General features: G+C 58.3%; 13 protein-coding genes. 10 read left to right on the top strand and 3 right to left on the bottom strand.

Translation table 11 applies throughout. From position 1 onward, the window contains the following. Positions 1-13: 13 nt before the first annotated feature. From D8U69_RS10730 to D8U69_RS10685, 9 genes are all read left to right on the top strand, one after another. Positions 14-919, top strand: a complete 906-nt coding sequence (locus D8U69_RS10730; RefSeq protein ID WP_130907277.1) for an AraC family transcriptional regulator — start codon at positions 14-16, stop codon at positions 917-919. 326 nt (positions 920-1,245) lie between these two features. After that, positions 1,246-2,556 (top strand): sugar ABC transporter substrate-binding protein, encoded by a 1,311-nt coding sequence (locus D8U69_RS10725; protein ID WP_130907276.1) that lies wholly within the window; start codon positions 1,246-1,248, stop codon positions 2,554-2,556. A 199-nt stretch (positions 2,557-2,755) separates the two neighbouring features. Next, positions 2,756-3,655, top strand: a complete 900-nt coding sequence (locus tag D8U69_RS10715; RefSeq protein ID WP_236708491.1) for a sugar ABC transporter permease — start codon at positions 2,756-2,758, stop codon at positions 3,653-3,655. Positions 3,656-3,663: 8 nt separating this feature from the next. Further along, positions 3,664-4,494 carry a carbohydrate ABC transporter permease gene (locus D8U69_RS10710; RefSeq protein ID WP_056855422.1) on the top strand — a complete coding sequence of 277 codons (831 nt, stop codon included), beginning with the start codon at positions 3,664-3,666 and terminating at the stop codon, positions 4,492-4,494. Between the two features lie 129 nt (positions 4,495-4,623). Beyond that, positions 4,624-5,727 (top strand): sn-glycerol-3-phosphate ABC transporter ATP-binding protein UgpC, encoded by a 1,104-nt coding sequence (gene ugpC / locus D8U69_RS10705; RefSeq protein ID WP_056855423.1) that lies wholly within the window; start codon positions 4,624-4,626, stop codon positions 5,725-5,727. 16 nt (positions 5,728-5,743) lie between these two features. Next, positions 5,744-7,216, top strand: a complete 1,473-nt coding sequence (locus tag D8U69_RS10700) for a mannitol dehydrogenase family protein (RefSeq protein WP_130907275.1) — start codon at positions 5,744-5,746, stop codon at positions 7,214-7,216. Between the two features lie 205 nt (positions 7,217-7,421). After that, complete coding sequence (xylB, locus tag D8U69_RS10695; protein WP_130907274.1) at positions 7,422-8,918, top strand: xylulokinase; 1,497 nt, start codon at positions 7,422-7,424, stop codon at positions 8,916-8,918. A 13-nt stretch (positions 8,919-8,931) separates the two neighbouring features. Beyond that, complete coding sequence (locus tag D8U69_RS10690) at positions 8,932-9,870, top strand: carbohydrate kinase (RefSeq protein WP_130905594.1); 939 nt, start codon at positions 8,932-8,934, stop codon at positions 9,868-9,870. Positions 9,871-10,061: 191 nt separating this feature from the next. Continuing rightward, positions 10,062-10,331, top strand: coding sequence for a DUF2790 domain-containing protein (locus tag D8U69_RS10685; protein WP_056855427.1), 270 nt, complete (start codon positions 10,062-10,064; stop codon positions 10,329-10,331). 93 nt (positions 10,332-10,424) lie between these two features. Here the strand turns inward: D8U69_RS10685 and D8U69_RS10680 are convergent, their stop codons facing one another. Beyond that, on the bottom strand, positions 10,425-10,697 hold the full coding sequence (locus D8U69_RS10680; protein WP_130905595.1) for a DUF1652 domain-containing protein: 273 nt from the start codon (positions 10,695-10,697) through the stop codon (positions 10,425-10,427). 291 nt (positions 10,698-10,988) lie between these two features. Here D8U69_RS10680 and eco point away from each other — a divergent pair, with 291 nt between their 5' ends. Then, complete coding sequence (eco, locus tag D8U69_RS10675; RefSeq protein WP_130905596.1) at positions 10,989-11,471, top strand: serine protease inhibitor ecotin; 483 nt, start codon at positions 10,989-10,991, stop codon at positions 11,469-11,471. 149 nt (positions 11,472-11,620) lie between these two features. Here eco and D8U69_RS10670 read toward each other — a convergent pair whose 3' ends face one another. Both D8U69_RS10670 and D8U69_RS10665 read right to left on the bottom strand, forming a co-directional pair. Beyond that, the gene (locus D8U69_RS10670) at positions 11,621-12,544 is read right to left on the bottom strand and encodes a magnesium transporter CorA family protein (RefSeq protein WP_130905597.1); all 924 of its coding nucleotides are present in this window, start codon (positions 12,542-12,544) and stop codon (positions 11,621-11,623) included. 7 nt (positions 12,545-12,551) lie between these two features. After that, complete coding sequence (locus tag D8U69_RS10665) at positions 12,552-14,150, bottom strand: RimK family protein (protein WP_130905598.1); 1,599 nt, start codon at positions 14,148-14,150, stop codon at positions 12,552-12,554. Between the last annotated feature and the right edge of the window lie 10 nt (positions 14,151-14,160).

Below are 14,160 nucleotides of genomic sequence, written 5' to 3'. Positions count from 1 at the left end.
AAAGCGCCCTGCCATGACCCGAATCGCCAGAGTCACCGACCCTTCCTACGAATTGATGGACGACCACAACGGCTTGTCCATCATCTATCGTCAGCACGGTTTTCCTTGTCCGTTGGTGCGCTGGCATTTCCACAAGGAATACGAACTGCACCTGATCGTCGCCAGTTCCGGCAAAGTATTCATCGGCGATTACATTGGCAATTTTTATCCCGAAACCCTGTTTCTGACTGGCCCTAACCTGCCCCATAACTGGATCAGCCAGGTCGCCGAAGACGAAGTCGTGCCCAAACGCGACATGCTGGTCAACTTCACTGACGAGTTGTTCGACAGTGGCTATCAGGTCTTCGCCGAACTCAAGACCCTCGCGCCGCTGCTGGAGCGCGCCAAGTACGGCATCGAGTTTCGTGGCAAGCAGACGATTGGCCGAGCGATGGACCTGATGCAACGCATCGCCGATAGCACCGGCGTGACCCGGCTCGGGCACTTTTTCATCCTGCTGGAATTGCTGGCCGCTACTGATGACTATCAGTTGCTGTCCGGCGCAACCACGCCGCAACTGGCCGACGAACACAATATTGATCGCACCAACCGCGCGGTGGATTACATTTTTGCCCATTACGCCCGGGACTTGACGCTGGAGGAAGTGGCCGAGCATCTGGGCATGAAACCGACCTATTTCAGCCGAGTGTTCAAGCAGGCCACCGGGCGCAACTTCATCGAGTTCGTCAATCGCCTGCGTATCAGCAAGTCCTGCGAGTTGTTGGCCGATGGTGATAAACCGGTGACCGACGTTTGCTTCGAGTCGGGCTTCAACAACATTTCCAACTTCAACCGACGCTTCCAGCAGCTCAAGGGCATGACGCCTTCGCATTACCGGCGGTTGGTGGTGCACAGATTGACCGAACAAAACCTCAGTTAAATAGAAGCTTTTGTAGGAGCAAGGCTTGCCCGCGATGGCGTATTTGAGGTCGGCATCGCGGGCAAGCCTTGCTCCTACAGGATGTTTGGCGACCTTGGGGTAGCGAAGACCTGTACGGATTCAATACCCCTGCCTCGCTGGAACCCCCTTCCCTGCGTCTACATCGCCAAACAGCAGTGCAAAAAAGTATCGATCCCAGTGCGATGGATGATTTGTCTCGCCCGCCATTGAAGGCTGTAATCAGCACAGATTCTTCCAGCCTTCGGAAGACACAAAAACAATAACTGTCCTTCTGTTGCCCTTCGGGTGCAGAAAAGGAGTGCTCGATGCAACCTTCAGTCAAAGCTCTGCTTGCCCTCACCTGCATGACCCTCAGCAGCGTCACCCTCGGCGCCCAGACCCTGACCATCGCCACCGTCAATAACAGCGACATGATCCGCATGCAGAAACTCTCGAAGACCTTCGAGGCCGAGCATCCAGAGATCAAGCTCAATTGGGTGGTGCTGGAAGAAAACGTTCTGCGCCAGCGTCTGACCACCGACATCGCCACCCAGGGCGGGCAGTTTGACGTGCTGACCATCGGCATGTACGAAGCGGCACTTTGGGGAGCCAAAGGCTGGCTGGAGCCGATGAAGGACCTGCCGGCCAGTTATGACCTCGACGACGTGTTCCCGTCGGTGCGTGAAGGCCTTTCGGTGAAAGGCTCGTTGTACGCCCTGCCGTTCTACGCCGAAAGCTCGATCACCTATTACCGCACCGACCTGTTCAAGGACGCCGGCCTGACCATGCCCGAGCGCCCGACCTGGACCCAGATCAGCGAATTCGCCGGCAAACTCACCAACAAGGACAAGGAACAGTACGGCATCTGCTTGCGCGGAAAGGCCGGTTGGGGCGAGAACATGGCGTTGATCACCACCGTGGCCAATGCCTACGGCGCCCGCTGGCTCGATGAAAAGTGGCAACCGGAATTCAACGGCCCCGAATGGAAAAACGCGCTGAACTTCTATGTCGACACCATGAAAAAGTTCGGTCCCCCGGGCGCATCGAGCAACGGCTTCAATGAAAACCTCGCGTTGTTCAACAGCGGTAAATGCGCGATCTGGGTCGACGCCAGCGTTGCCGGTTCGTTCGTCACCGACAAGACCCAGAGCAAGGTCAGCGATCACGTCGGCTTCACCTACGCGCCCCATGAAGTCACCGACAAAGGCTCGGCCTGGTTGTATTCCTGGGCGCTGGCGATTCCGACCAGTTCCAAGGCCAAAGACGCGGCAAAAACCTTCAGCACCTGGGCCACTTCCAAGGAATACGGGGCACTGGTGGCCGAGAAAGACGGCATCGCCAACGTGCCGCCAGGCACTCGGGCCTCGACCTACAGCGAGGCCTACATGAGCGCCGCGCCATTCGCCAAGGTCACACTCGAATCGCTCAAGGCAGCAGATCCGAGCAAGCCGAGCGCCAAACCGGTGCCGTACATCGGCATTCAGTTGGTGACCATTCCCGAGTTCCAGGGCATTGGCACCCAGGTCGGCAAATCCTTCTCTGCGGCGCTGATCGGCCAGACCACAGTCGACCAGGCCCTGGCCGCCGCCCAGCAAACCACTGAACGAGAGATGAAGCGCGCCGGTTACCCCAAGTAACGCGTAAACATCCATTTTTGTGGCGAGGGAGCTTGCTCCCGCTGGGCTGTGAAGCGGCCCCTGCGATCTAACAGTCGCAACGTGCGAACCGGTTTTACGACGGCTTCGCCGCCGAGCGGGAGCAAGCTCCCTCGCCACAGAGAACTCGTCGGACAACGAGCAAGTGATCACCATGAATACTTCAACTGCCAAAGCTCACATGGAAATGCCCCAACCGGTACGCAAGAGCCGGTTGGTCAACCCCGGCTGGTTTCTCGTCAGCCCTTCGGTAGCGTTGCTGCTGTTATGGATGATCGTGCCGTTGGGAATGACCGTCTACTTCTCGACGATTCGTTATAACTTGCTCAATCCCGGCGAGAACGAGTTCATCGGGCTGGAAAACTTCACCTATTTCCTTACCGATTCGGGGTTCCTGCCCGGTGCCAGCAACACTCTGTTGCTGGTGGGCAGTGTGCTGCTGATCAGCGTGGTGTTCGGCGTGTTGATCAGTGCATTGCTGGAGGCCAGCGAGTTTTTCGGTCGCGGCATCGTGCGGGTGTTGCTGATCTCACCGTTCTTCATCATGCCCACGGTTGGCGCGCTGATCTGGAAGAACCTGATTTTCCATCCGGTGTCGGGGATCCTCGCCTACGTCTGGAAGCTGTTCGGCGCGCAACCGGTGGACTGGCTGGCGCACTACCCGCTGCTGTCGATCATTATCATCGTCTCGTGGCAATGGCTGCCGTTCGCGATCCTGATCCTGATGACCGCCATGCAGTCCCTCGATCAGGAACAAAAAGAAGCCGCGCGCCTGGACGGTGCCGGGCCACTGGCGATTTTCTGGCACCTGACCCTGCCGCACCTGGCGCGGCCGATTGCGGTGGTGGTGATGATCGAAACCATCTTTCTGCTCTCGGTGTTCGCCGAAATCTTCACCACCACCAACGGCGGCCCCGGCTACGCCTCGACCAACCTCGCCTACCTGATCTACAACCAGGCGCTGGTGCAGTTCGATGTCGGCATGGCCTCGGCCGGCGGCTTGATTGCCGTGGTGATCGCCAACATCGCGGCCATCGTGCTGGTGCGGATGATCGGCAAAAACCTGACTGACAAAGCCTGAGGCCTGCCATGACCCTTCAACAATCGCGCCGTCTGCAAAGCCTGCTGCTCGGCACCCTGGCCTGGGCCATCGCGATCCTGATTTTCTTCCCGATCTTCTGGATGGTGCTGACCAGTTTCAAAACCGAAATCGACGCGTTCGCCACGCCGCCGCAGTTCATCTTCGCACCGACCCTGGAGAACTATCTGCACATCAACGAGCGCAGCGATTACTTCAGTTTCGCCTGGAACTCGGTGGTGATTTCCTTCAGCGCCACGGCCCTGTGCCTGCTGATCGCGGTGCCGGCCGCTTACTCGATGGCGTTCTACGAAACCCAGCGCACCAAGGGCACGCTGCTGTGGATGCTCTCGACCAAAATGCTGCCGCCGGTGGGTGTGCTGATGCCGATCTACCTGCTGGCCAAGAGTTTCGGCCTGCTCGACACGCGCATCGCGCTGATCGTGATCTACACCCTGATCAACCTGCCGATCGTGGTCTGGATGATTTACACCTACTTCAAGGACATCCCCAAGGACATCCTCGAAGCCGCCCGCCTCGATGGCGCCACGCTGTGGCAGGAAATGGTCCGCGTGCTGCTGCCGATCGCCAAGGGTGGCCTGGCCTCCACGGTTTTGCTGTCGCTTATCCTGTGCTGGAACGAAGCCTTCTGGTCGCTGAACCTGACCTCATCGAAAGCGGCGCCGTTGACCGCCTTGATCGCTTCGTATTCCAGCCCCGAAGGGTTGTTCTGGGCCAAGCTGTCGGCGGTCTCGACCCTGGCCTGCGCGCCGATCCTGATCTTCGGCTGGATCAGCCAGAAGCAATTGGTGCGCGGCCTGTCGTTTGGCGCCGTGAAATAAACGGTTCGCCCCTTGTAGGAGCCAGGCTTGCCGGCGAAGGCGCCCGTCAAATTGCCTTCGCCGGCAAGCCTGGCTCCTACGAAAAGCCGTCCGGTTTAAATGAATAAAAACATGCGGAGGCCCATCACCATGGCCAACCTGAAAATCAAGAACCTGCAAAAAGGCTTTGAAGGCTTTTCCATCATCAAGGGCATTGACCTTGAAGTGAACGACAAGGAATTCGTGGTCTTCGTCGGCCCATCGGGCTGCGGTAAATCCACCCTGCTGCGGTTGATCGCCGGGCTGGAGGAAGTCAGCGGTGGCACCATCGAACTCGATGGCCGCGACATCACTGAAGTCAGTCCAGCTAAGCGAGACCTGGCGATGGTGTTCCAGACTTACGCTTTGTACCCGCACATGAGCGTGCGCAAAAACATGTCCTTCGCCCTTGACCTGGCCGGCGTGCCCAAGGCCGAAGTGGAAAAGAAAGTCGGCGAAGCGGCGCGCATCCTTGAACTGGGGCCGATGCTCGAGCGCAAACCCAAGCAACTGTCTGGCGGCCAACGCCAGCGTGTGGCGATCGGCCGGGCCATTGTGCGCAACCCGAAAATCTTCCTGTTCGACGAACCACTGTCCAACCTCGACGCGGCGCTGAGGGTGCAGATGCGTCTGGAGTTGCTGCGCCTGCACAAAGACCTGCAAGCGACGATGATTTACGTGACCCACGACCAGGTCGAAGCCATGACCATGGCCGACAAAGTCGTCGTGCTCAATGGCGGCAAGATCGAGCAAGTCGGCTCGCCACTGGATCTGTATCACCAGCCGGCCAACCTGTTCGTCGCCGGTTTTCTCGGCACGCCGAAAATGGGCTTCCTCAAAGGCCGGATCACTCAGGTCAATGGCCAGGGCTGTGAAGTGCAACTGGACGCCGGCACCCGCATCAGCCTGGCGCTGAGTGGCGCCAAGCTGAGCGTCGGCGGTGCGGTGACGCTGGGCATTCGCCCCGAGCACCTGGAATTGGCCAAACCCGGCGATTGCACACTGCAAGTCACCGCCGATGTCAGCGAACGCCTGGGCAGCGACACCTTCTGCCATGTTCGCACCGCTTCCGGCGAAGCCCTCACCATGCGTGTACGCGGCGACCTCGCCAGCCGTTATGGCGAAACCCTGAGCCTGCATCTGGATGCCGAACACTGCCATTTATTCGATGCCGACGGCGTGGCGCTGACCCGTCCTTTGCGCGTTGCTGCCTGATTTGCGAGAGTGTGTGATGAAACTGAATAAACAGAACCTCAACCGCCTCGCCCCCGAAGTGGCACTGCCCGCCTACGCCCTGAGCGACACGCGCCAAGGTATCGCCCACATCGGCGTCGGCGGTTTCCATCGCGCCCATCAGGCGTACTACACCGACGCGCTGATGAACACCGGCGAGGGCCTGGACTGGGCGATCTGCGGTGTTGGCCTGCGTGCCGAAGACCGCCGCGCCCGCGACGATCTCAAGCAACAGGATTGCCTGTTCACCCTGTTTGAGCTGGGTGATACCGATGACACCGAAGTCCGAGTGATCGGCGCCATTCGCGACATGCTGCTGGCAGAGGACGGTGCGCAAACGCTGATCGACAAACTCGCCGACCCGCAGATCCGCATCGTCTCGCTGACCATCACCGAGGGCGGTTATTGCATCGATGACAGCAACGGCGAGTTCATGGCGCACCTGCCGCAGATCCAGCACGACCTCGCCAACCCGTATTCACCGAAAACCGTGTTCGGTTTTCTTTGCGCAGCACTGGCCAAGCGCCGGGCCGCAGGGATACCCGCGTTTACCTTGATGTCCTGCGATAACCTGCCGCACAACGGCGCGGTCACTCGCAAAGCACTGCTGGCATTCGCCGCGCTTCGGGACGCCGAGTTGCGCAACTGGATCGAGCGCAACGTGACGTTCCCCAACGCCATGGTCGACCGCATCACGCCGATGACCAGCACTGAGCATCGCCTGCTGCTGGCGGACAAACATGGCGTCGATGACGCCTGGCCGGTGGTCTGCGAACCCTTTGTGCAATGGGTGCTGGAAGACAAGTTCGTCAATGGCCGGCCGGCCTGGGAAAAGGTCGGCGTGCAGTTCACCGACGATGTCACGCCCTATGAAGAGATGAAGATCAAACTGCTCAATGGCAGTCATCTGGCCCTGACCTATCTAGGGTTCTTGAAGGGCTATCGCTTCGTTCACGAAACCATGAACGACCCGCTGTTCGTGCGCTACATGCGTGCCTACATGGACCTCGACGTCACGCCGCAACTGGCGCCAGTGCCAGGCATTGACCTGACCAATTACAAGAACACGCTGGTCGAACGCTTCTCCAATCAGGCCATTGCCGATCAACTGGAACGTGTGTGCTCGGACGGGTCGTCGAAGTTTCCCAAGTTCACCATTCCGACCATCAACCGCTTGATCGCCGATGGCCGCGAGACCAAGCGTGCGGCGCTGGTGGTGGCCGCATGGGCCTTGTACTTGAAAGGCGTGGATGAAAATGGCGATACCTACTCGATACCGGACCCACGGGCGGCGTTCTGTCAGGCGTTGGTGGCCGACGACGTATTGATCACCCAGCGCTTGCTGGAGGTTGAGGAGATTTTCGGCACCGCGATCCCTCGCTCGGCAGAGTTTGTCGCGGCGTTTGAGTGGTGTTGCAACAGTTTGCGCGAGGTGGGTGTGACGCGCACGCTTGCGCGGGTTCTGGCGTAAGCATGCGGTGAATCTGCTGCCGTCATCGCGGGCAAGTCGAATCGTCGCACCGCCGCTCCCACAGTGATTTCTGATCGTTCCCACGCTCTGCGTGGGAATGCAGCCCGGGACGCTCTGCGTCCCCATCCAGAAGCAGACGCGGAGCGTCCATTGAGGCGTTCCCACGCAGAGCATGGGAACGATCTTCATACACCAAGGACCCACCATGGCAGACCAACAATTATTCCTCGGCATCGACTGCGGCACCCAAGGCACCAAAGCCATTATCCTCGATGCGGTCAGTGGTGCCGTGATTGGCCAGGGCGCCGCTACCCACACCATGATCAGCGGCGCCAACGGCCGTCGCGAGCAGGACCCCGCTCAGTGGCTGGATGCTTTCGCCAGTGCCACTCGCCACGCATTGCTGGCGGCCGGTGTCGATGGCCAATCGATCCTCGGCATCGGTGTGTCCGGCCAACAACACGGCCTCGTCCTGCTCGATGATCAGGGCCAGGTCCTGCGCCCCGCCAAACTCTGGTGCGACACCGAAACCAGCGCCGAGAACGATCGCCTTCTCGAACGCCTGGGCGGTGAAAAAGGTTCGCTGGAGCGCCTTGGCGTGGTCATCGCACCGGGTTACACAGTCTCTAAGCTGCTATGGACCAAAGAACAGCATCCGGCGGTATTTGCCCGAATCGCCCGCATTCTGTTGCCCCATGATTACCTGAATTTCTGGCTCACCGGCCGCAGTTGCAGCGAGTACGGCGATGCTTCCGGCACGGGCTATTTCAACGTGCGCACTCGCCAGTGGGATTTACAATTGCTGCGCGACATCGATCCGAGCGGGCGCCTGCAAGCGGCATTGCCGGAGCTGATCGACGCGCACGCAGCGGTCGGTATGATCCTGCCGGCGATCGCTGGACGATTGGGTATCAATCCGCAAGCCCTTGTTTCCAGCGGCGGTGGCGACAACATGATGGGCGCCATCGGCACCGGCAATATTCGGCCAGGCGCCATCACCATGAGTCTCGGCTCATCCGGCACGGTGTACGCCTATGCCGATCAACCGATCGTCAGCCCGGACGCTGGAGTCGCCACATTCTGTTCTTCGAGCGGTGGCTGGTTGCCCTTGATTTGCACCATGAACCTGACCAATGCCACCGGGGTGTTCCGTGAGTTATTCGAGCTGGATATCGATCGCTTCAATGCACTCGCGGCCCAGGCACCGATCGGTGCCGAAGGCGTTTGTGTGCTGCCGTTTTTCAATGGTGAACGCGTACCCGCCCTGCCCCACGCTACCGGCAGCGTGCGCGGCTTGACCATGACCAACCTGACCCAGGCCAATCTGTGCCGTGCAGTGGTTGAAGGCACGACCTTCGGATTGCGTTTCGGTGTGGACCTGCTGCGCCAAAATGGCTTACAAAGCCGCAGCATTTGCCTGATCGGCGGCGGCTCGAAAAGTACGGTATGGCGCCAGGTAGTCGCGGACATCATGAACACTGCGGTGGTCTGCACTGAACAAAGCGAAGCCGCGGCCCTTGGGGCGGCGATTCAGGCGGCCTGGTGCAAGTCCCGGGAAAGCGGCCGAGAAGAGAGCCTGGCGGATCTGTGCGAGCGCTGCGTGACGCTCGACCCGGCGAGTGAAACCTTGCCCATTGCACAAAACGTCGTGGCTTCGCAGCAAGCCTACGAACGCTATCAACAGCATGTCGCAACCCTTTGAAGAGTGAACAATTATGTATCTGGTGTGTGGCGAAGCGCTGTTTGATTTTTTCAGTGAAAACGATGCCAGTGGCCTGGCTTCAAAAGTGAATTTCAAGGCGATTGCCGGCGGTTCGCCGTTCAATGTTGCGGTGGGTTTGCGCCGATTGGGTGTGAACGTGGCGCTGTTTGCCGGGTTGTCCACCGATTACCTTGGCCGACGACTGTTGCAAGTGCTGCAGGACGAAGGGGTACAAACCGGCTATCTACGGGATTTCGCCGCACCAACCACGCTGGCGATGGTTGCGGTGGGTGCTGATGGTTCGCCACATTACAGCTTCCGTGGCGAAGGTTGTGCCGATCGGCAATTGAAAGTTGAGCATCTGCCGGAACTTGGGCCTGACGTACGCGGCTTGCACATCGGCTCGTTTTCGCTGGTGGTGCAACCGATTGCCGACACGCTGCTGGCGTTGGTGCGACGGGAAAGCGGTAAACGCCTGATCAGCCTCGATCCGAACGTGCGCCTCAACCCCGAGCCAGATATCGAGTTGTGGCGTTCGCGCGTGGCCACGCTGGTCGAACATGCCGACCTGATCAAGGTCAGCGATGAGGATTTGCGCCTGTTGTATCCCGAACAGGACCCTGCGCGGGTCATCGAGGGCTGGTTGCAGCACCGTTGCCAGTTGGTGTTCCTGACGCGCGGTGGCGAAGGCGCGACGGTGTTCAGCCGGGTCCATGGTTCGTGGTCGGTGCCGGCCTGCGCGGTCAAAATCGCAGATACCGTGGGCGCTGGCGATACTTTTCAGGCGGCGTTGATTGCCTGGTTGACTGAGCAACAACTGGATTCAATCGAGGGATTGCGTGAGCTCAGCCGCGAGCAGATCGAAGCGATGATGCGGTTTGCGGTTCAGGCAGCGGCACTGACTTGCGGCAAAACCGGGCCGGACCTGCCCTATCGAAAACAACTGGCATAACGCACCTGATGGTGTGGTCGTCCGCCGAACGGTAGTGGCAAAGCGACAGGTGGCGTTCAGGAGAATTAACCAATGCTTAATCGTGCAGTCCAACACTTACTGGACCGCACGCCCTCAGAGTTCTCTGACGCCCAGTGCGGCAGGTTCGACGATCCGTCGAGCTGACTTCCGTCTGCACTGGAGATTGCCCCATGAACTCGCGCGTTTTGCTCGTTTCTTCAGCTCTTGTCTGTGCCAGCTTTTCAGGTTTTACCGTAGCGGACACCACCGTCGCCGACGCGATACCCTCGTATCATTACGGAATGCCCCTGCACATTGGCAAAGTGATTGCCCTGACCGAACCCACGACGATGGATTGTGAAGTGATCACGGCAACGATGACGTATATCGATAAGCAGTCGGGCAAACCCGCGGAACTCGCCTACCGAAAACTGTCGGACGCTTGCAGTTATCAAAACTGACTGATCGCACAAGTTGCATTTATGCGTTCGATCTGGCGCTGGGCCTGGTATTTTGATCCAGGCCCGCAGCGCACGGCAGATTCAAACGTTGGGCTACAGCGCTTTGCCCAGTACCTCACGGTGCTCGTTTTCCCCGTGATGGTGGTAAAGGTCTGAGCGCAGCCCCGCAATCAACTCATGGATTTCCCTGCAGCTGTTCAGATGCTGGGCATCGATATCCGTTCTCAATAGATCGAGGGTATCAGTGCCATCCTCCGCGAAGACCTTGACGGTCATCTTGAGGTCCGGAGAGAGCGAACATTGGCAGCGTTTCGGCAGGAAACTGCTTTCAATGATGTTGCGAAGTTCCAAGGCAGAAAGAAACATGGCGACCCTCTCCTTTGTGAGACTGCCAACGGTTATCGATGGCTGACTCGTGTGCGATCCCGGTCAGCTTAAGAACATCTACAGCATAAAACATGCCTTGAATTCAGCTATGCAGCTCATCGGTAAATCAGAGGTTTAGGTTAACAACCTGTAACAACCGTCATGCAAATTGCACTATCGGCCTCAGATAGCCCTGCAAATTGCACACAGCGTGAGTTTGCATCGGGTGCCCGTGGAAGGGAGAATGCGCGCAGGCGATCGTTCGCTTCTGTTTACCTGCAAGGAGGCACCATGAGTCCTTTATTTTTTCGCACATCCATCGGCGTTATCGCGGCTGCACTGTCGGGCGTCATCCACGGGGCAACGCTGGAAAAAACCGCGCCATTTCCAAAAGCCGAGGACGGCTTCAGCCGCCAGGTCATTCACTTGGCACCGCAAACCCGGGAAGACGATTTCCAGGTCGAAATACTCGCTGGCAAGACCCTTACCGTCGACTGCAACCGCCAACGCCTGGGCGGCATGCTTGAGGAAAAAAACCTCGAAGGCTGGGGTTATCCGTTTTACCGACTGGAAAAAGTCATCGGCCCGATGAGCACCCTGATGGCCTGCCCGGACGGCAAGCGCAAACAGGATTTCGTGCCCGTGGTGGGTGACGGTTTCATGCTGCGCTACAACAGCAAACTGCCGATCGTGCTCTATGTACCTGAGGATGTAGAGGTACGTTACAGGATCTGGTCGGCGTCGACTAAAGTCGAAAAAGCCGTTGCCGAATAATCCTTGCACATCATGCCAACGCGTCGCCAAACGCGGCGCGCTCGACCGCATGGATGCGGCTCAACAGCTCTGATCCGGACATTTTGGCGATTTGGAAGCGGCTATCGCGAGCAGGCTCGCGCCCACAGGCCTGGTGAACATCACCCGATTCATTTCGCCAAGCGCTTGAGCCCCAGCACCATCACCCCTGCCCCCAGCAGCATCGCGCTCAAGAACAACGGATAAGAAATCCACCACGGCGTGCCTGCCGTCATCATGCTGAATTCGGACATTCCGCCGATGCTTGCGATCAGGTTCAGCGGCAAAAACACCACATTGATCAACGTCAGTTTGCGCAACAGGTTGTTCATGCTGTTGTTCATCAGATTGCCCCGCGCGTCGATCAGCCCGGAGAACACCGTCGAGTAGATTTCCGCCTGCTTGTAGCACTGGTTGTTTTCTATGATCAGGTCGTCGATCAGGCTGATGGCATGGGCATTGAAGTGTTGCTTTTCTGCGTGGTTGCGCAGTCGGGTGAGGACCGCGCCGTTGCTGTGGATGGCATTGATGTAATAGATCAGGCTTTCGCTGAGGTTGAACATCTGGATCAGGTGCTGATTCTGCATCGACGCATTGAATTTCTGCTGCAGCTCCCGGGCAACCAATTTGATCACCTTGAGGTGACCCAAGTAGTGATGGATGTTGTTGAAGAGCAGATCGAGCAACACATCCATCGGCGTGTTCAGCGCCTGACGCTTGCCCAACCCGCTCAGCGGCGCGTCATCGGTGGCGATCACCAGCAAGCGGTCCGGGCAAAACAGCAAGCCACAGGATGACACTTCAAACGCCAGGCTCTGCGAGCCGGAGTAGTTTTCCGGGCGTTTCCAGATCAGGAACAGGTTGTCGGGGTGAAACTCGATGCGCGACACCTCGTCAGGGTCGAGTGCCGACGCCAAGGCGTGTTCATCGAGTTTGAAATGGCTGTGCAACAGGTCGCGCTCGGCCACATCGGGATTGCTGAACAGCACGACCGGGGCATCCAGCCGATCGACGGCGTGCAGAGCGCCGTGGGTCAATTCAAAGCCCTTGATCATCGGCTGATCACCAGGCCTGGCCGCGACGTTTCAGTTCCAGGCGTCGCACGAACTCTTCCAGCACCAGTGAATACAGGTCGTCTTGCAAATACGCGTCTTCGATGCCTGCGTCCATGTTCGGGTTGTCGTTGACCTCGATCACCACCACTTTGTCCCCCGACTGCTTGAGATCAACGCCGTACAGACCATCGCCGATCAGGTTGGCGGTCTTTACCGCCAGTTCCACCACCGCTCGCGGCGCTTCGTGGACGGCCAGGGTTCGGCACTCACCGTTGATATCCTGGCCTTTGGCCTTGTGGTTGTAGATTTGCCAATGGCCCTTGGACATGAAGTACTGGCAGGCAAAGATCGGCTTGCGGTTCAGCACGCCGATGCGCCAGTCGTACTCGGTGTAGAAAAACTCCTGCGCCAGCAATAACACCGAATGCTCGAACAATTCAGCGGTAGCTTCGAGCAAGGCTTGCTGGCTTTCGACCTTGATGACACCCCGGGAAAAACACCCGTCGGGGATCTTCAGCACCAACGGAAACCCCAGGCGTTCGCCCACCCGTTCGAAATCTTCCGGTCGTTCCTTGTAGAGGATTTCAGTAGCGGGCATGCCCAGTTGGTGACTCTTGAGCAAGTCGGTCAGGTACACCTTGTTGGTGCAACGCAGAATCGACGCCGGGTCGTCCATCACTACCAGCCCTTCACTTTCGGCCTTCTTGGCGAATCGATACGTGTGGTTGTCGACGCTGGTGGTCTCGCGGATCAGCAAGCCGTCGTATTCGGCAATTCGCGAATAGTCCTTGCGCTCGATCAGATCAACGTCGATCCCCAGCGTCCGGCCGACCCTGACAAAATTATCCAGCGCCTTGGCATTGGAGGGCGGCAAGGCTTCCTGGGGGTCATGCAGAATGGCCAGGTCGTATCGGGCCAATCGCCGGGATCGCGGCTGGCGCCAGATTTTTCGACTGAAACTATCCAGGGATTGTGCAAACTGATCTTCCTGATCTTCGCGCAACTTATGCAGTGCACCCGACTTAACGCCTTCGATGTGCCAGCCGTTAGTTCGACGAAATTCAACTAACAAAATCGGGCAGGCAAACACTTCAAATAATTGCCGCGCCAAATCCTGCAACGGCTCGATATTGGTCTTGCCGAAGTAAAGTGTCAGGGTAAAACCTTCGGTATCGCTGTAAGCATGATGACTGAGCGCTTTTTCCAGGGTTTTATCCAAGTCATCCAACGCTAGACCGTACAAGGATTTACGGGTGAGTTCACTGATGGTTCGCACAGAGGGAATGACCTTGTGCCCACGGGCCTCTGCCAGCAGCGAGCAGTAGTACCCGTGCCCCAGATACTTGTAGCTGCGGCACAGGTTGATGACCTGAACCCGCTTGCCCTGGTCGTTGTCGCGGGTTTGTTCCAGGTATTCCTGGGCCGTGACAATGTCCTCGCTGGGAAAGTAGGAAGCCCAGTCCTCCCTGCGTTCGACGATGATAATCAACTGGCTGGAAGTTCTACCCGACTCATTTGAAGAACCTTTTAAATAAGTTTCAGAAGTGATTGCCGCCGGCAAAGTTTGCTCGGATACTTCGCGCCAATGACCTTGTACCGCTGACATAGTGATCGAT

The organism is Pseudomonas sp. Sample_16 (assembly GCF_004307665.1).
Classification (GTDB): domain Bacteria; phylum Pseudomonadota; class Gammaproteobacteria; order Pseudomonadales; family Pseudomonadaceae; genus Aquipseudomonas.
This window is presented reverse-complemented; position numbering and strand designations above follow the sequence as displayed.

Coding starts and splice junctions, on each gene's coding strand:
- D8U69_RS10665 (WP_130905598.1), bottom strand. CDS start 14,150: ATGTCAGCGGTACAAGGTCATTGGCGCGAAGTATCCGAGCAAACTTTG.
- D8U69_RS10715 (WP_236708491.1), top strand. CDS start 2,756: ATGGAAATGCCCCAACCGGTACGCAAGAGCCGGTTGGTCAACCCCGGC.
- ugpC (WP_056855423.1), top strand. CDS start 4,624: ATGGCCAACCTGAAAATCAAGAACCTGCAAAAAGGCTTTGAAGGCTTT.
- D8U69_RS10685 (WP_056855427.1), top strand. CDS start 10,062: ATGAACTCGCGCGTTTTGCTCGTTTCTTCAGCTCTTGTCTGTGCCAGC.
- D8U69_RS10730 (WP_130907277.1), top strand. CDS start 14: ATGACCCGAATCGCCAGAGTCACCGACCCTTCCTACGAATTGATGGAC.
- xylB (WP_130907274.1), top strand. CDS start 7,422: ATGGCAGACCAACAATTATTCCTCGGCATCGACTGCGGCACCCAAGGC.
- eco (WP_130905596.1), top strand. CDS start 10,989: ATGAGTCCTTTATTTTTTCGCACATCCATCGGCGTTATCGCGGCTGCA.
- D8U69_RS10690 (WP_130905594.1), top strand. CDS start 8,932: ATGTATCTGGTGTGTGGCGAAGCGCTGTTTGATTTTTTCAGTGAAAAC.
- D8U69_RS10710 (WP_056855422.1), top strand. CDS start 3,664: ATGACCCTTCAACAATCGCGCCGTCTGCAAAGCCTGCTGCTCGGCACC.
- D8U69_RS10680 (WP_130905595.1), bottom strand. CDS start 10,697: ATGTTTCTTTCTGCCTTGGAACTTCGCAACATCATTGAAAGCAGTTTC.
- D8U69_RS10700 (WP_130907275.1), top strand. CDS start 5,744: ATGAAACTGAATAAACAGAACCTCAACCGCCTCGCCCCCGAAGTGGCA.
- D8U69_RS10725 (WP_130907276.1), top strand. CDS start 1,246: ATGCAACCTTCAGTCAAAGCTCTGCTTGCCCTCACCTGCATGACCCTC.
- D8U69_RS10670 (WP_130905597.1), bottom strand. CDS start 12,544: ATGATCAAGGGCTTTGAATTGACCCACGGCGCTCTGCACGCCGTCGAT.